The organism is Sphaerisporangium perillae (assembly GCF_023276435.1).
GTDB classification, from domain to species: Bacteria; Actinomycetota; Actinomycetes; order Streptosporangiales; family Streptosporangiaceae; genus Sphaerisporangium; species Sphaerisporangium perillae.
This window is the reverse complement of record NZ_JALLPO010000068.1, coordinates 1-22,037: the sequence shown is the minus strand read 5'-3', so window position 1 is coordinate 22,037 and position 22,037 is coordinate 1. Positions and strand designations below refer to the sequence as shown.

The 22,037-nt window shown below is 71.9% G+C and carries 15 protein-coding genes and 1 pseudogene; 8 read left to right on the top strand and 8 right to left on the bottom strand.

What is annotated here, in order from left to right; all coding sequences use genetic code 11:
• Positions 1-92: 92 nt before the first annotated feature.
• Complete coding sequence (locus tag MYF83_RS43465) at positions 93-221, bottom strand: hypothetical protein (protein ID WP_279340704.1); 129 nt, start codon at positions 219-221, stop codon at positions 93-95.
• Positions 222-342: 121 nt separating this feature from the next.
• On the opposite strand from MYF83_RS43465, the gene MYF83_RS39690 reads away from it, so the two are divergent.
• From MYF83_RS39690 to MYF83_RS39675, 4 genes and pseudogenes are all read left to right on the top strand, one after another.
• Complete coding sequence (locus MYF83_RS39690) at positions 343-1,179, top strand: maleylpyruvate isomerase family mycothiol-dependent enzyme (RefSeq protein WP_248965974.1); 837 nt, start codon at positions 343-345, stop codon at positions 1,177-1,179.
• Positions 1,180-1,324: 145 nt separating this feature from the next.
• Complete coding sequence (locus MYF83_RS39685) at positions 1,325-1,903, top strand: maleylpyruvate isomerase N-terminal domain-containing protein (RefSeq protein WP_248965973.1); 579 nt, start codon at positions 1,325-1,327, stop codon at positions 1,901-1,903.
• Between the two features lie 351 nt (positions 1,904-2,254).
• Positions 2,255-3,427, top strand: a pseudogene (locus MYF83_RS44695) (DUF222 domain-containing protein); the annotation flags it as partial.
• A 660-nt stretch (positions 3,428-4,087) separates the two neighbouring features.
• Positions 4,088-4,558 carry an HNH endonuclease signature motif containing protein gene (locus MYF83_RS39675; RefSeq protein ID WP_248965971.1) on the top strand — a complete coding sequence of 157 codons (471 nt, stop codon included), beginning with the start codon at positions 4,088-4,090 and terminating at the stop codon, positions 4,556-4,558.
• Between the two features lie 87 nt (positions 4,559-4,645).
• Here MYF83_RS39675 and MYF83_RS39670 read toward each other — a convergent pair whose 3' ends face one another.
• The gene (locus MYF83_RS39670) at positions 4,646-4,879 is read right to left on the bottom strand and encodes a Scr1 family TA system antitoxin-like transcriptional regulator (RefSeq protein WP_308201576.1); all 234 of its coding nucleotides are present in this window, start codon (positions 4,877-4,879) and stop codon (positions 4,646-4,648) included.
• Positions 4,880-4,999 (bottom strand): helix-turn-helix domain-containing protein, encoded by a 120-nt coding sequence (locus tag MYF83_RS44690; protein ID WP_372500388.1) that lies wholly within the window; start codon positions 4,997-4,999, stop codon positions 4,880-4,882.
• Between the two features lie 300 nt (positions 5,000-5,299).
• Here MYF83_RS44690 and MYF83_RS39665 point away from each other — a divergent pair, with 300 nt between their 5' ends.
• Entirely contained in the window at positions 5,300-5,677 is a 378-nt protein-coding gene (locus MYF83_RS39665; protein ID WP_248965969.1) for a hypothetical protein, read from the top strand.
• 312 nt (positions 5,678-5,989) lie between these two features.
• Here MYF83_RS39665 and MYF83_RS39660 read toward each other — a convergent pair whose 3' ends face one another.
• The 3 genes from MYF83_RS39660 to MYF83_RS39650 form a co-directional block, all read right to left on the bottom strand.
• The gene (locus MYF83_RS39660) at positions 5,990-6,187 is read right to left on the bottom strand and encodes a hypothetical protein (protein WP_248965968.1); all 198 of its coding nucleotides are present in this window, start codon (positions 6,185-6,187) and stop codon (positions 5,990-5,992) included.
• 124 nt (positions 6,188-6,311) lie between these two features.
• Complete coding sequence (locus MYF83_RS39655; RefSeq protein ID WP_372500391.1) at positions 6,312-9,809, bottom strand: ATP-dependent helicase; 3,498 nt, start codon at positions 9,807-9,809, stop codon at positions 6,312-6,314.
• Positions 9,810-9,837: 28 nt separating this feature from the next.
• Positions 9,838-13,044, bottom strand: a complete 3,207-nt coding sequence (locus MYF83_RS39650; RefSeq protein WP_248965966.1) for an ATP-dependent helicase — start codon at positions 13,042-13,044, stop codon at positions 9,838-9,840.
• 431 nt (positions 13,045-13,475) lie between these two features.
• Between MYF83_RS39650 and MYF83_RS39645 the strand changes: the two genes are divergently transcribed.
• The 3 genes from MYF83_RS39645 to MYF83_RS39635 all read left to right on the top strand — a co-directional run bounded on the left by MYF83_RS39645 (position 13,476) and on the right by MYF83_RS39635 (position 18,476).
• Positions 13,476-14,375 (top strand): DMT family transporter, encoded by a 900-nt coding sequence (locus tag MYF83_RS39645; RefSeq protein ID WP_248965965.1) that lies wholly within the window; start codon positions 13,476-13,478, stop codon positions 14,373-14,375.
• Between the two features lie 100 nt (positions 14,376-14,475).
• Positions 14,476-15,465, top strand: coding sequence for a glutathione S-transferase family protein (locus MYF83_RS39640; protein WP_248965964.1), 990 nt, complete (start codon positions 14,476-14,478; stop codon positions 15,463-15,465).
• A gap of 473 nt (positions 15,466-15,938) precedes the next feature.
• Positions 15,939-18,476 (top strand): M4 family metallopeptidase, encoded by a 2,538-nt coding sequence (locus MYF83_RS39635; RefSeq protein WP_248965963.1) that lies wholly within the window; start codon positions 15,939-15,941, stop codon positions 18,474-18,476.
• A gap of 157 nt (positions 18,477-18,633) precedes the next feature.
• On the opposite strand, the gene MYF83_RS39630 is transcribed toward MYF83_RS39635, so the two are convergent.
• Positions 18,634-21,450 carry an ATP-binding protein gene (locus MYF83_RS39630; RefSeq protein WP_248965962.1) on the bottom strand — a complete coding sequence of 939 codons (2,817 nt, stop codon included), beginning with the start codon at positions 21,448-21,450 and terminating at the stop codon, positions 18,634-18,636.
• Positions 21,451-21,577: 127 nt separating this feature from the next.
• Positions 21,578-22,037, bottom strand: a 460-nt coding sequence (locus tag MYF83_RS43460) for a type II toxin-antitoxin system PemK/MazF family toxin (protein ID WP_279340702.1), incomplete at its 5' end; no start/stop codon positions are given.

Here is a 22,037-nt window from a genome sequence, read left to right as displayed (position 1 = left end):
GGATCATCGGAGGGGCCGAACGTGCTTCAGCGTATGGCCTTCCCCGTTCCAGGAGTCATGGGTGAGCCCGGAGAAGAACGGGTTGGCGCACATCAGGTGGTACCGGCCAATTCCAGAGCCGACTCCACGTCCAGTTCGAGCATCGGGCGCGTGAACAGGGCATTCACCTCGGCAAGCGCCTCCCAACGCTCCTTGTTGTATCGGTGGACGTCATCCTGCATGGCCACTTCCCTTACCTGTGCGACGGGAGGGTCCTTATCCTCAAGGGCCTCGGCGGGTTCCGGTGTCGTTCGCCGAAAACCTGTGGCCATGTGTCGGGCCGAGGCGGTTTACTGTCGCGGCATGACGATCTTCGGTCCGGCGGTCGACACCCGGCCTCTGTTCCCACGTGAACGTCGCGCCCTGCTCGACCTGCTCGGATCACTGGATCCGCAGGATTGGGCCCGGCCGACGGTCTGTCCGGGCTGGGATGTTCATGACGTCGTCGGACACGTTCTCGACGACTACCTACGCCGGCTCTCAGGAGGCCGAGACGGGTACGACGGCGCCGTTTTCGCCGAGGATGAGACGTTGCCCGCCTATCTGGCCCGGGTCAATGAGGAGTTCGTCCGGGCGACCCGTCAATGCAGCCCGCAGGTGATGATCGATCTGCTGGCCCACCTGGGCCCCAAGCTCGACGCCATGTGGTCGGTCCATAGCCTGGACACCCCCGCGGGCCTGAATGTCTCCTGGGCCGCCACCGACCTTCCGAGTCCCGCGTGGCTCGACATCGCCCGCGAATACACGGAGTTCTGGGTTCACCAGCAGCAGATACGCGATGCCGTCTCCCGCCCGGGCGCCGATGACCCCGATCTGCTGGGCCCCGTCATCGACACCTTCCTGCGCGCGCTGCCCCACGCTCTGCGGGCCGAGATCCACCCGGAGGATACGAGCATGCGATTCGAGGTCACCGGTCCAGCGGGGGGTGTCTGGCTCGCCACACGACGCGCCGACCGATGGCACGTGGCTTCGGGCGACGCGGCCGGCGATTCCGTCGCGCGGGTCACGATGGATCAGGATGTGCTCTGGCGTCTGGCCAGCCGGGGAATCACCGTCGAGGAGGCACGCCGACGCTCGAGCATGCACGGCGACCGCGGCCTGACCTCGGCCGCGACCACCCTCCTTGCGATCGTCCGATGACTCACCCGGCGTGACCTCCGCCTACGCGAAGGGCTTTCATCACTCGCGGTACGGTCCTCCCATGTCAGGATCAGATTCAGCCGGAACCGAATCATCCCCGTCACCGGTCACGGCGGACGATCTCGACCTCGCCGTGCAACTCTCCGTGGCCGTCCTTCGAGAGGCGCCCGCGGCTGCCTGGGAGCGTAAGGCCGGCTCGCTGGAGTGGGACTGCTGGGAGACCGTCGAGCATCTCAGCGATGACCTGTTCGCGTACGCCGCCCAGCTCGGGCCTCGGACCCCGCCTCTGGACGGCAACGTGCCCTTCGTGTGGGAAAGCCGGAGACCCGGCGGCCCGGCGAACGCCATCCACGCGGACCGCGCGGCAGGGCCCACCGGGCTGTTGCAGGTGCTGGAGGCCAGCGGCGCGCTCCTGGTCGCCATGGCGCGGACGACGCCGTCTCAGGTGCGTTCTCACCACGTCTTCGGCATGTCGGACCCTGAGGGCTTCGCCGCGATGGGCATCGTGGAGACCCTCGTGCACACCTACGACCTCACCGAAGGGCTCGGCCTCACCTGGACTCCGCCCGCCGATCTCTGCTCGCGCGTGCTCGCCCGCCTGTTCCCGGACGCCCCGCGTGACACCGAGCCCTGGCCCACCCTGCTGTGGGCCACCGGCCGCACGGAACTGCCTGGGCATCCACGCCTCACCTCATGGCGCTGGTACGGCATGCCCCGGCCATGAACGTGGGCGCCTCCGGCCGGTGAAGGGACGCCGGGGCGAGGATCAGCCCGGCACGAGCGTCGAACCGGTCGCAACATACGGGCTGCTTACCGCCGGCGGGAACACGTAGAAGCCTCACGCCAGTGCACATGGCGGGCACGCTCGCGTCGCGTGTACATCATCACCGCCACCGCCAGGATCGAGCGCAGTATAAGTCACCTTCGCCGGATATCGCCAATTTTCGACTATTAACATGCTCGCGACAATGGGATCTCTTTCCTCATTCCGGGCATTTATTGCTGACGAAATTCGGATTGCGATCAACGCGGGCCACGTGAAATCATTCGTACAGGCTTTCGAATTGCTGGAGGAATGGGGGCGGACGTGGCCGACACTTCGATGTTCAGCCGGTCACGGCCACCGGCTCGGGATGTGCTCGGCCGGGACTGGTGGGCGGCGATCGTCGCGCGTTCCTCAGGGTGTTCCGGCGACGGTTCGGCCGCCCGCGACATCGATCCGCCGGATTACGCCCATTCCTCCGATCCCCGTGATCCGATTCCGCACGAGCCGCATCCGCATGTAAGGGGTTCTCATACGCGGGATCCGCGTGACAGCGCGGAGGCCGATGGCAATCCGGTTCCCGGCCACGACGCGGTTCCCATAGATGGCACGGTCGCCGGTAGTGGCACGGTCGCCGGTAATGGTGCGGTTGCCGGTAATGGTGCGGTTGCCGGTAATGGCACACTTCCCAGCGTTGGAGCGGTTGCCCCTAATGGCACGGTTCCCAGTGGTGGAGCGGGTTCCAGTGGTGGAGCGGTTGCCGCTGATGGCACGCTTCCCGGCAATGGCGCGACCACCGATACCGGCAACGCCGGCTCAGTGGGGGCGGCTGGTCGGGTGTCGTGGGTGTTGGTGAGGTGTGTGCGGCAGGCCGCCGAGGAGTTGGCGATGGCGGCGGTGCCGGATTCGGCGGCGATCTGTATGGCCGAGGTGGGAGATCTGGTCTCCGCGCGTGATCGGTTGACGTCGGCGATCGCGGCGCGGGTAGGGCGGGTGCACGCGGCCGGTGAGGTCAAGGGCTATGGGCATGCCTCGACGAAGACCTGGTTGCGGTCGGCGTGCGGGATGAGCATGGCAGGAGCGGGTCGTCTGGTCGGTTTGACGGTGGAGTTGGCCCGGCTGCCGACGGTCCGAGATCGGTTCGCCTCCGGGACGCTGTCGGAGGGGATGGTGTCGGCGATCTGCGGCGCCACCGCGTCGTTGACCGACGAGCAGGCGGAGCTGGCCGAGACGATCCTGGTGGGTTTGGCCGATGAGGCGAGCCCGGTGGAGGTCATCAGGGCGGGCCGCTACCTGCGGGAGGTGCTCTGCCCTGACGGTGTGACACAGGAGGCGGACGCCGACTACGCGGCGCGGTTTCTCATCGTGCGGCCGACCGCTACGGGTGGGGTGGAGGGGGAGTTTCGGCTGCCGCGTGAGGCCGCCGCGCGGTTGAGGACACTGCTGGACGCCTACGCCAGGCCCCGGGCTGAGGGTGATGACCGTCCACTGCGGGTACGCAACGCCGATGCGTTGATCGCTCTGCTGGAGAAGAAGATCACCACTGAGCTGCTGGTCCTGGTCAACGCCGCCTCTCTACCCGATGACCTCACATCCGAGGCGCCCACCGATCCCGGTCCGCGGACCAGACCCGCCAGCCGCACCGAGCCGACCAAACCCGGCAGACGTACCGGACCTACCCAACCCGAAACACCCACCTCACCGACCCAACCAGGCAGACCGAACGCACCCACCCGAGTAGACACACTAGACACACAAACCTCACCGACCCAACCAGGCAAATCAAACGCACAATCCACCTCGCGGCCGAACAGTTCGCAGTTCGGAGGCAGCACGACGGAGATCTCCCAACCAGGCAGACGTAACGCACTCACCGAACCCGGCACAGGCACCGAGCCGACCGAAGCCGGCGGACGTACTGGACCCGCCGGCCCCGCCGGATCCACCGAATCCGCGGCATGCGCCGAGCCTGCGGGAGCGCTTACCGGAGCCGGAGAGGGCGGCGGGACTGCGGGAACGCCTACCCGAGCCGGAGAGGGCGGCAGGGCTGCGGGAACGCCTACCCGAGCCGGAGAGGGCGGCAGGGCTGCGGGAACGCCTACCCGAGCCGGAGAGGGCGGCAGGGCTGCTGATGATGTGTGTGGCATGTGCGGGCGTCGGGCTGATCGGTGGTTTCCCGGGCTGCTGGCCGCCACCGGGCAGCTGCTGCCGGTAGGCGATGTGCACCGGCTGGCGCGCACTTCCACTTTGGTGCGGATCGTGATGGACGCCGAGGGGCAGGTGCTGGACATGGGCCGAAAGGTACGGCTCGCCACTCCTGCCCAGCGGCGAGCCGTCATCGCCCGATACGCCACCTGCTGGGTGGACGGCTGCCCGCTCCCCGCCACCATGTGCCAGATCGACCACGCCGACGGCTGGGCCCAAGGCGGCCCCACCGACCTGGCCAACCTCGGACCCGCCTGCCAGTTCCACAACCGCGACCGCTACCGACACCCCGACCGCTACCAACGAAACCGCACCGGCAAAGACCGCTGGACCTACACCTACCTCGGCCGCACCTCAAGGTTTTCGGGCCGCCCTCCGCCAGAACCCAATGGCGAGCATGAGGACCTGTGAGCAGATCTCAACGAGTACTCGCCACTGCGATCTGAGGGCTCGCCCGGAGGCATGGAGCCTCCTCCCGGCTCAGCGGGCCGGGTTTGTTCAGATCGTCCATTTCTGCATCCATTCCTTGATCAAGTTATGGGATACGTCCTGCGGGAGGGCGTGCGCCCTTATCGCGTCATAGCGGATCTGGAGTTTGTGGACGTCCTCCGACACGGCGGTCACCACAGCCTGGCCGGAGGTCTCGCAGTAGGCCATATCGTGCCCTTGGACCTGGGCGAGCACGAATGCTCCCAGCAATCCTGCGGTGCACTCGGTGGCCGGCGGGACTATCTAATCGACTCTCGGCAGGCGCTTGCCTATCTCAACCATGCTGACCATGGCGCCCGTATAGCCGATGCGCTCCCCCAGCCCTTCTTGGCTGATGTGCGCATCGATCCGCCGTTTCCGCACTTCGTACCCGAAACGGGCAGTCGGGACGACTCGGGGTTCAGATCACACCGGGGGACATGTGAGCTCCACCGAATACGAGCTAACCAAACGCCAACGGAAAGCATCGAACGTTTGCTGCGAATATTCCCTTACGGAGAGTAAGGGATGAAGTCAGACCGGGAAGGGCAAGAGGAGGAATTCGCCTGAAGGATGGTGCCGGCCATGCCGCAAAAACTACACAACTGCGGAATCCCCCGGCAGATGGGGCGTCTGATGCGCTCGGCCGGCCTCCCCTCACCGACGAAGAACGGGCCGATATCGATGAGCGACGATGACACCGTCTCCGAGAAGCGCGCGTGCGAGGACGCCGATTCGCTCGCGATACTGCAACGCCGGCTGAGCCGGGACGGCATCCGGTGCCGCGTCTTCCTGAGGATGCGGCTGATACTCGGCACCGAGACGATCCCGCCGCAGTGCGCCTACAACCCCACCGAATTGATCGTCTACGGCGCGGACGGAAAGGGACGGGCGAAGGTCACCGTTCGCACGAAGCTCTGGGGTACCACCTTCCTGGTCACCCCCGTCCACAACGCTCCAGGGTCCCAGTTCCCCACAGCCCAGATCTCCCAAATCCTTCCCTACCTCAGCCTCCTGGCCAGGGACGAGCTCCACGTCGGCACCCCGGCCACCAGTGAGTGACACCGACGACAACCTCTCACCGGACCTGAGGTGACCGACTCGCCTCAGGACGTGATCAATCCACGTGACGGCGACGTCTTCATCTCCGGGAGGACGGGAACGCCGGCGAGCCAATCGGCTAGAGCGCCATGACTCTGCGTGCCCCAGTCGCGTACCTCCATCCACTTGGTCAGCTCGGCCGGCGTCACGAACGTGACCAGTGGAACCGACCCGGCCAAACTTCGCCAGCAGGGCCGGTGGTAGTCGGCGCTTATGGAGCAGGGATGAGACGTCTGTGTCCAGGACTACGGCAGACATGGTCATCGGCTGTGGTCAGGCGATGTCGGAGTGACGCTCGGCGTAGGTGAAAGCCAGGAAATCGTCCAGTTCCTCATCACTCTCGAACGTGTCGGCAGCGAGATCATCGACGGAACGGATGGGCCGTGCATGCTTGGCTCTGATCAACTCGTCGATCGAGGTCTTCTTCCGGGCAGGCGGGAAGATCGGGTGATCCGGCTGGTTCTCGCTCATGATGTCGTCCCCCACACGTCGTTCCGCTCATTCAGAGCACGGCTCGGGCCACGTGATCGCATGGCTTGGATGAAAACCGGTGTGGGGCGGCCTGCTGAAAACCGGTGGTCAGTGCATTAAGTGGTCATCTGTCTACGGGGATGGACTCGATGAGGCGGACCAGGCCGTTGGCGTCGAGGAGGTCGATGGGGCGGACGGTCCGGTTGGCGCGGACGTAGTGGAAGGCGGCGCCGACCTTGGTCAGCGGGACGCCGGCCAGGTGCGCCCAGGCCAGACGGTAGGCGGCGAGCTGTACGGAGGCCGCCTTGGCGTCGCCGCCGCGTGGTGGCTCCCCGGTCTTCCAGTCGACCACCACGTAACCGTCGCCGTCGGTGAAGACGGCGTCCATACGGCCGCGTACCAGCCTGTCAGCGATCATGGTCTCGAACGGGACCTCGAGGTCGACCGGCTCCAGCCCGGCCCAGCGGCTCTCCTCGAAGCGGGCCTGGAGCTCGGCGAGCTGGACGTCGGCCTCGGACAGGGCGTCGGAGGCGCCGGGCAGCTCGAAGTCGTCGATCAGCCGCTGCTGGCCCCAGCGGCCCTCCAGCCAGCGGTGGAAGGCCGTGCCCCTGCGGGCGAGCGGCGCGGGCTTGTGCGGCAGTGGGCGGCGGATCTGCCGGGCCAGCGCCGCCGGGTCGGCCGCCAGGGTGACGAGCGAGGAGACCGTCAGGTGAGCGGGCAGCTCCACGACCGCTCCCCCGCGCCGCCTGCTCTGGTCGCGCTCCTTCAGTAGCAGCTCGGTGTCCCGCGCCCAGGCGCGCATGCGGTCGCGCTCCCAGTCCTTCAACGGGGTCTCCCGGACGGGCTCCCCGGCGATGGCCCCATTCGGCGCCGGCGGTCTCGGCGAGCCCGCGGATTCCGGCGACTCGGCGGACCCGGCAGGCACAGTGGGCTTCCCGGGCTCCACGGAAGCCGGGGGCTCCGGGGAAGAGGGCCGGCCGGGGGATGGGAGGGAGGTGCCGGTGATGGCGTTCAGCACCATTTCGGCGCCCGCCTGGATGGCCTCGTAGCGCTCCCCCTCGGGGGTGAGCGGCCAGGTGGCCGCCGCAGGCTCGGCCAGCAGGGGGTTCGCGGCGCCCTCGTCGAGCTCCGGGGCCCAGTACGCCACCTGCCCGGAGGCCTCGCGGATCTCCAGCAGGAAGTCCGACGGGTCGAGCGGCTTGGCGGCCGAGCCCCATCGGTACCCGGACGCGATCAGCAAATAGTGCGCCCGCGTGACGGCGACGTAGGCGAGGCGCCGCTCCTCCATGAGGTCGCGCTCGCGGCAACGCTCGTCGAACTCGGCGAGCTGGTCCTTCTCCAGCCCTTCCAGCGCCGGCAGGTCGGCCTGGTCGCCTCTGAGAGCGTAGGGCAGCTTGCGGGGATTCTCGGTCCACCGGGAGTTCGTCGCGGGGGTCGCGGGGAACACGCTGCCCTTGGCCAGGCCACCCTTCTGGGTAGTGACCTGCGAGAGGCCGGGCACGATCACGACGGGCCACTCGAGGCCCTTGGAGGCGTGCACGGTCATCAGCTTGACGCTGTTGGTCTCCCCCACCCGTCCGGCCTCCAGGCCGAACTCCTCCGACTCCGCGGCCTTGAGGTAGGCGAGGAAGGCGCCGAGCGTCGGGTCCTCGGAGTCACCGGCGAACCGGGAGGCGGCGTCGAGGAAGGCGTCGAGGTCGGCCCGCGCGGCCAGCGGCCCGCCTCCCCGCGCCGCCACCTCGACGTCCAGGCCGATGCGCCGCTCGATCTCACCGATCAGGTCGGGCAGCGGCTGCCCGGCGTGCGCCCGCAGGACGCGCAATTCGTGGGCGAGGCGCGGCAGCCGCGCGCGGGCCAGGGGCGAGAAGCGCTCCAGCGACTCGGGGCGGTCGGCCAGTTCGTCCAGGGCGTCGACCAGGCTGCCGCGCTCCTCGCGCATGTCGGCGACGACCTGCTCCAGCGGATCGTCCTCGGCGGGGCCGCCGCGCTGCGACATGGTCAGTTCTCTGGCGAGGTCGCCTAGCGCCTTCAGGTCGGCGGGCCCGATGCGCCAGCGCGGCCCGGTCAGGAGCCGTATGAGCGCGTCGCCGGCCGTCGGCTCGTACAGCACGCGAAGGGTCGCCACGAGGTCGGCGACCTCCGGGACGGTGAGCAGGCCGCCGAGCCCGACCACCTCGACCGGGATGTCCCGCGCCTCCAGCGCCCGGCGCAGCGCGGGGAACTGCGCCCGCTTGCGCGCCAGGATCGCGACGTCCTGCGGCTGCAGGGCCATCGGGCCGCCCCACGCGCCGCCCGCCTTGACCTTCTCGCGAAGCTTGTCACGCTCGCCCTCACCCCACGGCAGGCCGTCCGGGGCGGTCTCCCGGCCGAGCATGCGGGCGACGCCGTCGGCGATCCACGCGGCCTCGTCCTCGGCGGTCTGGTGGAACGCGCACACCACCCGCCCGCGCCCGACACGGTTGCCGCCGGGCACGAGCACCGGCACCTCGCGCGCTTCCGCGCGCAGGGGGGTCTGCACCCGGGCCGCGATGTCGAGGACCCTCTCGCCGTTGCGGAAGCTGACCGAGAGCCGGCGTACGGGGGCGGGCCGTCCGGCCGTGGTGGGGAAGTCGTGGACGAACCGCTTGAGGTTGCCGGACGAGGCGCCACGCCAGCCGTAGATCGACTGGCACGGGTCGCCCACCGCGGTGACCGGGTGGCCGCCGCCGAACAGCGCGCGCAGCAGGACGAGCTGGGCGTGGCTGGTGTCCTGGTACTCGTCCAGCAGCACGACCGAGAACCTGCCCCGCTCGATCATGCCGACCTCGGGGTGCCGGTCGGCGATGCGCGCCGCGAGCGCCATCTGGTCGCCGTAGTCGATGACCTCGCGCTTTCGCTTCTCCCGGTCGTAGGCCTCGACCATCGGCAGGAACTGCTCGCGGATGTCCTGCGTGCGGACCGGCCTGCGCTGCGCGAGCGTCGGCCTGCCGTCGAGCCGGGCGTAGCGCTCGTCGAGCCAGTGGCCGATCTGCCGGACGTCCTCGGCCGTGCGCAGGTGCTCCGACAGCTCGCCCGCGAGCTCCAGCACCGCCGCCGTGACCGAGGGCGGGGCGAGGTCGACGCGGTCCATCGGGCCGTCGTACCGGCCCACCACGCGGGCCGCCATCTGCCAGGAGATGGCCGGGCTGACCAGCCGCATGGTCGGCTCCATCGCCTCGCGCAACGCGTGGTCGGTGACCAGCCGCGCGGCGTAGGCGTGGTAGGTCGAGACGGTCGGCTCGGCCTCCAGCAGCTCGGCCGGGGCCAGCCCGACCTCGGCGAGCCGCGTGAGCCGCTTGCGCACGCGGGCGGCCAGCTCGGCGGCGGCCTTACGGGTGAAGGTGAGGCCGAGGACGCGTTCGGGGTGGACCAGCCCGTTGGCGACCAGCCAGACGACCCGGCCGGCCATGGTCTCGCTCTTGCCCGACCCGGCGCCGGCGACCACGACCATCGGCTCCAGCGGCGCCTCGATGACGGCGGCCTGCTCGGGGGTGGGCGGGGGGATCCCGAGCTTCTCGGCCAGCTCCGCGGGGCTGATGAGCGCGGGCCGGGAGTCGTCCAGCCCTCCGGCCCCGGACGGGTCCGGCGGCTGCGGTCCTAGCATCATCGAAGCTCCCGGCGAGCAGGTGGGGTCAGCACACCTGGCCTCCGTTGTCGTTGACGGGGCAGCTGGCCTTGGCGGCGCAGGTGCGGCAGCCGTCGTTGACCTGGGCGGTGAACACTCCGGAGGCCATGCCGGTGGCGACGGTGGTGACGAGCGACTTCGCCCAGTCGGGCTCCGCGTCGTCGCCGAGCGTGCCCTGCCGCTGCTCCTTGGCCTCCTTGCCCGCCGCCTTGCCGACCTGGACGAGCGCGGCGCCGCCCGGTTCGGCCATGCCGTGACGCTCGAACGCCCCGAGGAGCGTGGCGAGCTGGTAGACCCCGAGCTGCGGGTGACGGTCGAGCTCCTGGTCGGACGGCTTGGTGGTGCCGGTCTTGATGTCGATGATCACGGCCCGGCCCTCGCCGTCGCGCTCCACGCGGTCGACGCGGCCGCGGATGTGCACACCGTCGGAGAGCTCGGCGGTGAACGCCTCCTCGACCGCCACCAGCTCTCTGGGGTTGTTCTCGTGCCAGGTGAGGAACCGGGCGACCATCTGCTCGGCCACCTGGCGCTGCTTGCGGTTGAACCATACGCCGCCGAAGTCGAGCCCGTCCCAGATCTCGTCGAGCCGCTTGCCCAGGGTGTCCCCGGCCTGCCCCGCGGCGGCGAGCACGGCGATCGCGTGGATGACGCTGCCGAGGCTGCGGGATATGTCGGTGCCTGAGGCGCCGACGGCGGTCTCCAGCAACCAGCGCAGCCCGCACTTGGTGAAGTTCTCGACAGAGGACGGAGAGACCCGGACGATGTTCTCCGGCCAGCTCAGCGGGCTGTCGTCGGACAGGGGCGTGAGCGCGTACCACTCGCCGGGGTGGGCGCCGGGGACGCCCGCGCGGGCCAGCCGGGCGAGATGGCCGGCGGCCGCCCTGCGCATCGGCTCGGGCCTGGTGGGGTCGCACACGGCCGAGCGGAGGTCGGCGACCAGGGCGGACATGCTGAGCCAGCGGGCCCGGTCGTTGACGGCGGCCTCCTCGACCGCCCCGGGGAGCAGCTCGGCAAGAAAGCGTGAGGGCCGCTCGTCTGTGTCCTCGCCGCCCACGGCGGTGACGACGAGCCTGCGGCGGGCACGGGTGGCGGCCACGTAGAACAGCCGCCGCTCCTCGGCGAGCAGCTTGGAGGCCAGCGCGGCGCCGGCCGCGTCGGCCCCGTCGAGCACGGAGCCCTCGGCCAGCTCGACCAGTTCCTCGACGCCGAGCAGCGATCCGCGCAGGCGCAGGTCGGGCCAGACGCCTTCCTGGACCCCCGCGACCACGACCACGTCCCATTCGAGGCCCTTGGAGCGGTGGGCGGTCAGGATGCGCACGGCGTCGGCGTCGGGCGCGTGCTCGGCGAGCGAGTTACCGGGGATCTCCTGGGACTCGAGGTCGTCGAGGAAGACCTCGGGCCCGGCGTGGGGCAGGCGGTCGACGAAGCGCGCGGCGTAGTCGAACAGCGCGACCACGGCGTCCAGGTCGCGGTCGGCCTGGGCTCCCTTGACGCCGCCGGCGAGGCTGACCTCGGTCCAGGCCTCACCGAGCCCGGAAGCCTGCCAGATCGCCCACAGGGCCTCCTCGGCGGTGTCTCCCCGGCGTACGGCCTCGCGGACGGCGGCGATCAGGACGGCGACGCGCTCGGCGCAGGAGCCGACGTGCTCCTCGACGGGGATCAGCTCGCGGGCGTCCCGCAGGGCGGCGATCAGCAGTTCGTCGGACGAGCGCGGGGGCACGGGCAGCGTGCCGGTGTCCACGGCCGCCGCCTCCAGCTCGGCGATCCGGAGGGCGCGGCGCAGGCGGCGCACGCCGATCGTGTCCGTGCCGCCCAGGGGGCCGGTGAGCAGTTCCTCGGCCGTCGCCACGTCCAGCGCGGCCGGGTGGAGCGCCACGCGCAGCAGGGTGATCAGCGGGCGTACACCGGGCTCCTGGACGAGAGGGACCTCGTCGCCGGCCACCACGACGGGAACCCCTGCGGTGAGGAGGGCGCGGCGCAGCATCGGCACCTGCCGGCTCGCCGAGCGCACCAGGACGGCCATGCGTCCCCAGGGCACCCCTTCGAGGAGATGCGCCCGGCGCAGGGCGTCGGCCACGACGGCGGCCTCCTGGGCTTCGCTGTCCGCGAGCAGCACCCGGACCTCCCCGGGCTCGGCGTCCTCCGGTGAGATCAGGTCGCGGTGCCCGTCACCGCGAGGACGCGCGGGGCCCTGCGACGGCACTCCCCCGGCCGGCGGACGGCCGTCGCCGCCGGAAGGGCGGGCGCCGGTGGGCGGGGTGGGGAGGCGGGCGGCCACGCGGCGGGAGGCGGTGAGCAGGTCGGGGCCGCTTCTGCGGCAGACGCGCAGCGCGATGACGGGCGCCTCGTGGCCCTCGGCCGTGCGGAACCTGTCGGGGAACTCGAGGATGCCGCGCACGTCCGCGCCGCGGAAGCCGTAGATGGACTGGTCGGGGTCGCCTACGGCGACCAGGTCGCGGCCGTCCCCGGCGAGCTGCCGGAGCAGGAACTCCTGCGCCGGGTCGGTGTCCTGGTACTCGTCGACGAACACGACGTCGTACGCGGCCCGCTCGCGCCGTCGCACCTCCGGGTCGTTCAGCAGGCCGGCGCCGGCGCGGATGAGCTCGGCGTAGTCGAGTGCGGGGGCCGGGTCGAGGTCGAACCGGTCGGCGTACCGGTAGGCGAACCGTCCGGCGGCCACCCAGTCGGCACGGCCGTGCTCGCGGCCGAGGATGACGAGGTCCTCGCCGTCGAGGCCGCGCTCGGCCCCGCGCGCGAGGAAGTCGCGCAGCTCCTCGGCGAACCCCCGGGTCTTCAGCGCCTCGCGCATGCCGGAGGGCCACTGCGGCGCGCCGTCCTCGAGCTCGCCATGGAGCAGGCGGCGGATCTCCAGGAGCTGCTCGGGACCGGTCAGCAGGCGAGGCGGCGGGTCACCGGCCAGCACCGCCTCACGGCGCAACAGCGCGTAGGCGTAGCTGTGGAACGTGAGCGCGAGGGGCGTTCGCGTGGTGCGGCGCATGCGGGCGGTGATACGCTCGCGCAGCTCTTCCGCCGCCTTGCGGCTGAAGGTGAGCACCAGCACCCGCTCGGGGTCGGCTCCGCGCCGCTCGACGCGGTCGACGACGCTCTCGACGATCGTGGTGGTCTTGCCGGTGCCGGGGCCCGCGAGCACGAGCAGCGGGCCGCCCTCGTGGCGCACGACCGCCCGCTGGTGCCCGTCGAGAGCAGGAGGCATCGACTGCCCCGCGCTTCCCCGCCGCACCAGACGGTAGGTCTGACCACTCACAACACGCTATTCCACCAGACCACACGGGTAGATCGTGCCGACTCGACCGGTACGGCAGCCCACTCGATCTCCGTCGCGGGCGACAAATCACCTTATCGAGGGATTGCCGGGCTCTTCGGGAGCGACACGACCACGGCGCGGAAGTCCTCGTGAACGTGCTCATCGAACGCCCCCCGGAGCACGCCGCCGCCATGCCGTCGGTCCTGGCGCGCCCACCGGCACCACCGCGTTCCACGGCACGCCGTCGCACGGTCGTTGGTCCTGGTGTGCGGGCAGTTATTGGACCTGTTCGACCGCCTGCTCTCCTGCCAGCATGACGAGTCCAATGAGCGGACGACGGAAGGGCGGCATGCACCGATGACGCGCGAGAGGGTGCTCGGATGACGGAGGACGGCCTGCGGGATCGGTCGCGCGGGGCGGCGGGCGCGGCGACGGCGATGTTCTGCGTCGGCACGCTCACGGCGGTGTCCCCGGCGCTGCACGCCTACCCGATCTACGGCGGGCAGGCCCTGCGCTACGCCGCGGGCGGGCTCCTGCTGCTCGGCGTCATGCGGGCACGCGGGCTCGCCCATCTGCGGCCGACCCGCCGGGAACTCGCCCTGATCGTGGCGCTGGCCGTCGTCGGGCTGGCCGCGTTCAACGTCTTCATCATCGAGTCGACCCGGTACGCCGACCCGGCGACCGTCGGGACGGTCGTGGCCACCGTGCCCATCGCGCTCGCCCTGGCCGCGCCGCTCATGGAGCGGCGGCGGCCGACCCCGCACATCGTGGTCGCCGCCGCGGTGGTGGCCTGCGGCGCCGCCGTCGCGACGGGCCTTGGCGGCGGCTCGCCGCTCGGGCTGCTTCTGGCGCTGGGCGCGCTCGCGTGCGAGGTGGGGTTCTCCCTGCTCGCCGTCCCCCTGCTGCCGCGTCTCGGCGCGGTACGGGTCTCGGCGTACGCGACGGTCGCGGCGGTGCCGCTCCTGCTGGCCACCGGCCTCGCGGTCGACGGGCGGGCGGCGCTGCGGCCCTCGACGGCGAGCGAGGCCGCGGCCCTCGCCTACCTGGCGGTGGTGGTGACGGCGTTCGCGTTCTTCTGCTGGTACGACGCGCTGCCCCGGCTGGGGGCGGAGCGCGCGGGCCTGTTCTCGGGGTTCCTGCCGATCGGCGCCATCATCTCCAGTGTGATCCTCGGCACCGGCCACCCGAGCGTGGCCGATCTCCTCGGCGCGGCGCTGGTGATCGGCGGTCTCCTCCTCGGCCTCCGTCCCCGCCCCGCGCGAGCGCGGGTGATGGTGTAGTTCTGGGACGTGAGGTCGCGCCGCGCCGGGCCCGGAGCCCGTGCGCCCATGACGGCCGCACGCACCGGCCCCGCGGCTTCGCGCAGGAAGGATCGCATCGGTGAGCAGCACATCGGCTGTCGCGAGCCCCGTGGACTTCGCCGTTCACGGAGACTACGGAACCAAGAGCGCCAACGGAGCGAAGGGCGCCTACACCCGGCCGCCGTACGGCTTCAGGGGCCGGATCACCGCGGACGGCGGCAGCGGCCACCCCGCCGAGCCGGGCCGGTACCACCTCTACGTGTCGTCGGCGTGCCCGTGGGCGCACCGATCGGTCATCGTGCGGGCCCTGAAGAAACTCCAGGACGTCGTCTCGCTGTCGGTCGTGGACCCGATCCGCGACGGCCGCGGCTGGGCCTTCCGCGACGGGCCGGGCCACACACCCGATCCCGTCAACGGCTTCACCCTGCTCCGCGAGGCGTACGAGGCCAGTGACCCGGGCTACGACGGCCACGTGTCGGTGCCCGTGCTCTGGGACCGCGAGACCGGGCGCATCGTGAGCAACAACTTCCCCGACATCACGATCGACCTGGGCACGCAGTTCGAGCGGTGGGCCGACACCACGGTCGATCTGTACCCCGCGGACCTGAGGCCGGAGATCGACGAGCTGAACGATCGCATCTACGCCACCGTCAACAACGGGGTCTACCGCTGCGGCTTCGCCACCGGCCAGGAGGCCTACGACGAGGCGGTCCAGGCGCTCTTCACGACCCTCGCCGAGCTGGAGGAGCGCCTCGGCGCCGGCCGGTACCTCTTCGGGGACCGGCTCACCGAGGCGGACGTGCGGCTGTGGGTGACGCTGGTGCGCTTCGACACGGTGTACGTCACCCATTTCAAGGCCAACCTGCGACGCCTCGTGGACCACCCGAACCTCTGGGCGTACGCCAGGGACCTCTACCAGCGTCCGGCCTTCGGCGGCACGACCGACTTCGACCACATCAAGCGGCACTACTACCAGACGCATCCCCAGCTCAATCCGTCCCGCATCGTGCCGGCCGGGCCGCTGCTCGACTGGAACGCCCCGCACGACCGAGGGCCGGCCTCTCTCTGACACCTTCCGGCCGCCGGCGCCCGGCGCCCCGGGCCGCGACCGGCGTCGCCCGGCGGACTGGCATGGCTCGGGTGAGCCGTCTCATATGACAGCCGTCCGCACTTTCAGTCATTTTTCCGTACATGTACGGATGTCCCTACGGATGTTCAACACCGGAACGCGGACCTAGCGTCGCGCACAGGCCGGTTCGCCCGGCCGGGATCGTGACGTGAGGAGGACCGCCGTCAAGTGACTTCCCCCGACCTCCCGCCATAGCCGCCCCCTCCCGCCATGGGAGACGTCTCCGGCGGATGGGGCGGCCAGCAGACCCCCCCGCAGCCACCGCTCCATCCGCCGGGCTCGCAATTCATTTCTCTCATCACCCCCCGAATCCCACCGTGTCCGCCACTGGGTGTCTCCCGGCGGCGCGACCGCCGCCACGCGCCCGGAGAACGGCGGGTCGCGGCGTGGGAGGCAGAGAAAGGAAATCGCGCATGAGGCGCAGAGCTCTACTCGCGGCGGCGGCCGGCCTGGCCATGGTGGCCGTGGTGGCCCCCGCCACCCCCGCGGCCGCGAAGCCTCCACCGGGCACCGAAAACTACACCCGCTCCCCCGCCGACCCCCCGCAGCTCGCCGCGGCCGTCGCCGACCAGGCCGTCGCCAGCGGCCTGGACGACCTGCGCAAGAGCCCGGACGAGGCCTACCGGCGCACCGCCGTGACCCCCGGCGCGGGCGGCATGTACGCCGTCACCTACGAGCGCACGTACAAGGGCCTGCCCGTGGTGGGCGGCGACGCCGTCGTGATCACCGACGCGGGCGGCCACGTGCGTGACACCGCGGCGGCCTCCGGCGCCACTACGCGAGGGCTGAAGACCTCCCCGGCGGTGAGCGCGGAAAGCGCGACCGAGACGGCCAAGACCCGGCTGGCCCGGGTCGACGACAGCGCCGCGCCGCGCCTGGTGGTGCTGGCCTGGGGCGCCAAGCCGCGCCTGGCCTGGGAGGCGCTGGTCTCCGGCATCGCCGACGGCAAGCCCAGCAAGCAGCACGTCTTCGTCGACGCGAGCACCGGCGACATCGCCGACGCCTACGACGAGGTCCGCGCGGGCACCGGCAACGGCTACTACTACGGCCAGGTCACCCTCGACACGAGCGGCTCCGGCAGCTCGTACTCGATGACCGACTCCACCCGCAGCGGCCTGCGCTGCGGCGGGCAGAACGGCTCGGCGTACACCGGCACCGACGACGCCTGGGGCAATGGCTCGGGGACGAACCTCGAGACCGCCTGCGTGGACGCCCTCTACGGCGTCCAGCGCGAATGGGACATGCTGCGCGACTGGCTCGGCCGCAGCGGCATCAACGGCAGCGGCGGCGGCTTCCCGACCCGGGTCGGACTGGCCGACGTCAACGCCTACTGGAACGGCAGCTACACCAACTTCGGCCACTCGCAGGACAACGCCCGCCAGGCCACGCCGATCGACGTGGTGGCCCACGAGTTCGGCCACGCCATCTTCCAGACCACGCCCGGCGGCGCCGGCTCGGGCAACGAGAACGGCGGCATCAACGAGGCCACGGGCGACGTCTTCGGCTCGCTCACCGAGGCCTACGCCAACAACCCCAACGACCCGCCGGACTACCAGGTCGGCGAGGAGGTGAACCTCGTCGGCGACGGGCCGATCCGCTACATGTACAACCCATCGCTGGTCGGCGACCCCAACTGCTGGTCCACTTCGATCCCGAGCACCGAGGTGCACGCCGCGGCCGGCCCGCTGAACCACTGGTTCTACCTGCTGGCCGAGGGCTCCTCGCCGGGCGGCGGCAAGCCGAGCAGCCCGATCTGCTCGGGTGGCCCGTCCTCGGTGACCGGCGTCAGCATCCAGAAGGCCGGCAAGATCTACATGGGCGCGCTGCAGCGCAAGACCTCGACGTGGAAGTACGCCAACGTCAGGACCGCGTCGCTCGCGGCGGCCGTGGAGCTGTACGGCGCGGGCAGCGCCGAGTGCGCCGCCACCAAGGCGGCCTGGAACGCGGTCAGCGTGCCCGCGCAGTCCGGCGAGGCCAGCTGCACCGCCACCAGCAACGACTTCTCGCTGTCGCTGAGCCCCGCCGCGGGCACCGTGACACCGGGACAGTCGGCCACCTCCACCGTCGGCACGCAGACCACCTCGGGTAGCGCGCAGACGGTCAGCCTCACCGCGTCCGGGCTGCCGTCCGGGGCGAGCGCGAGCTTCAGCCCGTCCTCGGTCACCTCTGGCGGCTCCTCCACTCTGACCATCACCACCAGCGCGTCGACGCCGGCCGGCACCTACACGGTCACGGTCACCGGTTCGGCGGCCTCCGGCACGCACACAGCGGCCTACACGCTGACGGTCGGCACCACGCAGACCAGGGACTTCTCCATCTCGGCGAGCCCGGCCGCAGGGACGGTCACCGCCGGGCAGGCGGCCACCTCCACGATCGCCACCGCCACCACGGCGGGCACCGCGCAGACGGTCGCCCTGTCCGCCTCCGGCCTGCCCAGCGGCGCCACGGCCGGGTTCAACCCGGCGTCGGTGACCTCGGGCGGCTCCTCCACGATGACGATCGCCACCACGGCGTCGACGCCCGCCGGCACCTACAGCGTCACCATCACCGGCACCGGCCAGACCGCCACCCACACCGCGACGTACTCGCTGACCGTGCAGGGCACCTCGGGCTCGCGCACGTTCCGCAATGACACCGACTACGCCATCAACGACTGGGCGACGATCACCAGCTCGATCACGTCCACCGCGACCGGGAGCGCGGTGTCGCCTGTCAAGGTCACCGTGACCGCCGCGCACACCTGTGCGGAGGACCTGGAGATCTGGCTCCGCGGGCCGAGCGGCACGTGGTACCTGATCGACAGCAGCGGCGGCTCCAGCTGCACGTCCTACGGCACCCGGACCTACTCGGTCCCGGTCAGCCAGCAGGCGTCCGGCCAGTGGCAGCTCGAGATCACCGACAACTACCTGCAGGACACCGGCACCCTGGACTGGTGGAGCATCACCGTCTAGCCCGCCTCACCGGCGCCCCCGGGACCGCACCTGGTCCCGGGGGTCCTTCATGCGCGTCCATGTCCGGACGCGCGGCGTGCCCGCCGCGCGCTATCGCACGTTCTCGAACCGCGCGCCGCGCGCGGTCGCGGGTTTTCGAACCGTCCGCCGCGCGGCCTCACACCGGCGGGGTGACCTCCGTCCTGGACCGGACGCCGAGCTTGCGCAGCACGGTGGCGACGTGGCTCTCGACCGTGCGCCGGGACAGGAACAGCACGTCGGCGATCTCGCGGTTGGTCCGGCCGAGCGCGACGAGCCGGGCCACCTCCCTCTCGCGCTGGGACAGCCCGCTCCCGCCGCTCCGGCGCGGCCGGTGCAGCTGGAACTCGACGCCGATGTCGCGCAGCACGCGCCGGCAGCGGGCGGCGTCGTGGGTGGCGCCCAGCTCGGCGAACCGCTCGGCCGCCCCCGCGAAGGCCGAGGCGGCGTCCGCGTCCCCGAGGGCGAGCCGGGCGCGCGCCTCCCCCTCGCCGGCCCGCGCCGCCGCGTACGGCTGGGGCAGGACGGCGTACGCCTCGCGGGCGCGCGCGTAGAAGCCGGCGGCGTCGGCGTGCCGGCGGTCGGCGGCGGCGAGCGCGCCCCGGGCGGCGTCCAGGGCGGCGTCGGCGGCGGGCGCGATGCGGTCGGCGATGCCGGCGGCGTACTCCTCCACCAGGTCGGCGGCCCGCTTCCCCAGCCCGGCCCAGCCCAGGGCGGTGACGGCGGAGGGCACCAGATAGGCGCCCCACACCCACACGCTCTTGCGGCGCAGCCGGGCGACCGACCGCTCGGCCTCGGCGACGGCGTGGTCCAGCTCGCCGCGCGCGAGGTGCAGCTCGATCATCCCGCCGGCGGCGGCCTCCACCACCGGGAGATAGCGGGCCTCGGGCACGTCCAGGCCCGCGCCGTGGAAGTGCTTGATGGCCTCCTCCCACTCGCCGGTCGCCAGGGCGAGCAGGCCGAGGACCAGCCAGATGTCCACCGCGATCAGCGGTGTCTCGGTGGCCAGCTCTCCGAGGGCGACCGCGCGGTCGCGCAGGCCCTCCCACCGGCCGGTCAGCCACTCCCTGCGGATCGTCGAGACGTCGAGGAGGTAGGCCGGATACTGCGCGCCGGTCTCCAGGGCCAGCCGCCGGCCTTCCCTGCCGAACCTCTCGGCTGCGGCGTAGTGGCCGAGGCTGGTGGCCGAGTCGTGCAGGTTGCAGTACGCGCGGGCGGCCTCGCGCCGGACCGCCGTGGAGGGGTCGCCGGCCGGCAGCGTGGCGGCGAGGGCGAACGCGCGCGGGGACCCGACCGTCATCTCGAACGAGGCCCGGTTCGCCTGGACGGCGGCGGCCAGGACGGGGTTGTCGGCGCTCGCGACGAGCGCCTCGGCGCGGGCCATCCACTCCTCGTGCCTGGCCAGCGGCTCCATCCCCCACCCCGGCAGGGCCAGGCTGGCCCAGCCGCGCGCGGCCAGGGTAGGCCGGCCGCTCAGCTCGGCGACGGCGGCCATGATCTCGGGCCGCCCGGCGGCGGTGTCGCCCGCCTGGTTGGACAGCACGACGCCGAGGTTCAGCCGGGCCTCGCCGCGCGCGTCGGGGGACAGGAAGCCATCGCGCAGCACGTGGCGCAGCAGCCGCACCACCCGCTGGTGGGACAGGCCGGTCGCGGCGAGGCGGCTGAGCATCAGCGCGAGCGGCCCCCGCTCCGGCGCCGGGAGGCCGGGGTCGTCGAGCATGCCCTCGATGACCTCGACGGCCACGGCGGTGTCGCCGAGCGCGGCGGCCTGCTGGGCGGCGGCCGTGCCATGGCGCAGCCAGGCCTCGGTGTCCCCGGCCTGCCGGGCGTGGAACGCCAGCTGCACCAGGGGCGGGGAGTCCATCGCCTCGAGCGCGGCCATCGCCCGCTCGTGCCCCGACCGCCGGTCCGGGCCCGGGATCGCGTCGTAGACGGCCTGCTGGGCCAGCGCGTGGCGGAAGCCGTACCGCCCGCCTGAGTGCTCGTGCAGGACGCCGGCCCGCAGCGCCTCCCCCAGCCCGGCGGAGCCGCCGCCGACCATGGTGATCAGCTTCTCGGCGGACGGGAGCCGCAGCAGCGCCGCCGCGTGGACGGCGCCCACCGCCGCCGAGGAGAGACCCGCCATCCGCTCGGCCATCGCCTCGCGCAGCAACAGCGGCACCCCGACGCGGTCGAGCGCGTCGGGTTCCAGCGCGCCGGGCAGGGATCGGACGACCTCCTCCACGACGAACGGGATGCCGGCCGTCCGCTCGTGCAGCCGCGCGACGAACCCCGACGACAGGTCGGACCGCTCCAGCAGCGCGCCCGCCAGGCTGGCCACGTCCGGCGCGTCCAGCGGCGCGAGCGGCAGCACGACGCTGGTCGTGTCGGGCTGGTGCCGGTAGGCGCGGCCGAGGGGCGAGCGCGCCGCGCCCTGGTCCTCCCGGCGGTAGGTGGCCACCAGGGCCAGCCCCTTGGGCGGCTGGTCGGCCAGGAAGCGCAGCAGGTCACGGGTGCCGTCGTCGGCCCAGTGCAGGTCCTCGATGACCAGGACGGCCGGTCCGACCGCGGCCAGCAGGGCGTGTATCGCCCGGAACACCCGGTGGCGCTCGGCCCGGGGGTCGGCCAGGGGCTGCGGCGAGGGCGGCAGCGCGCAGGCCAGCTCGGGGAGGTAGCCGCGCAGGGCGCCGGTGACCGGGTTGAGCGACCCGGCCGCCGGAAGCCGGCCGGTGATGTCGCGCAGCGCCTCGAACACCGGCCCGTACGGGAACGGCTCGCGGATCTGATGGCAGTAGCCGAGAAGAACGGCCCGGTCGCCGGACGGCAGACGGCCGAGCGCGGCGCGGACGAGGCGCGTCTTGCCGATGCCCGCCTCCCCCTCCACGAGCACCACGGCCGGTGGGCGGGTCATCGCATCGGTCAAAGTCCGCAGCTCAGAGGCGCGTCCGACCAGTGCGGGCGAGGGCACGCCGCTCATCCACAGCTCCAAGGTACGGGTTGCAGGACCCCCCGCGTCAGTTATCCACATACCTTCGGCCAAGGTCAACCCTTGGGCGTAACAGCCTTGTTGCGGATGCGGTCAAGCCGCCCACCGGGGCAGGAGTTCAGCGGTCGTACACCCAGCCGGCGGCCTGCCCGCGGGTGACCAGGCGCCAGGTCCGCGCGTCGCAGGCCGCGGCGGCGCGCCGGCGGAACGCGCGGTCGCCGATGAAGTGCGTCTCGGACACGTCCAGCCAGCTGTCCTTGGTCGCGTGCGGGTCCCACTCGGCGGTCGGGATCGGGAGGTACTCGCTGCGCCCGGACTTGTCCTGACTGGTGATCTTGAGTACTTCGGCGCCGCGCGCGTGGGTCCGCAGGACGAGGCAGGGACGCACCTTGGACCCGGTGCCGTCGGAGTAGGGCACGTCGGCCCACCAGATCTGGCCTGGCGCCGGCTTGGAGTCCCACGACGGGCTCGGCGGGCGGGAGTGGACGGCGGGCGGCCGGCCGGGCCGGGCGGCGGGACGGCTCTTGCGCCCCGGCGGCGGTGCCCCGCGCCGCGGCGGCCGCCCCGGACGTGGCGTG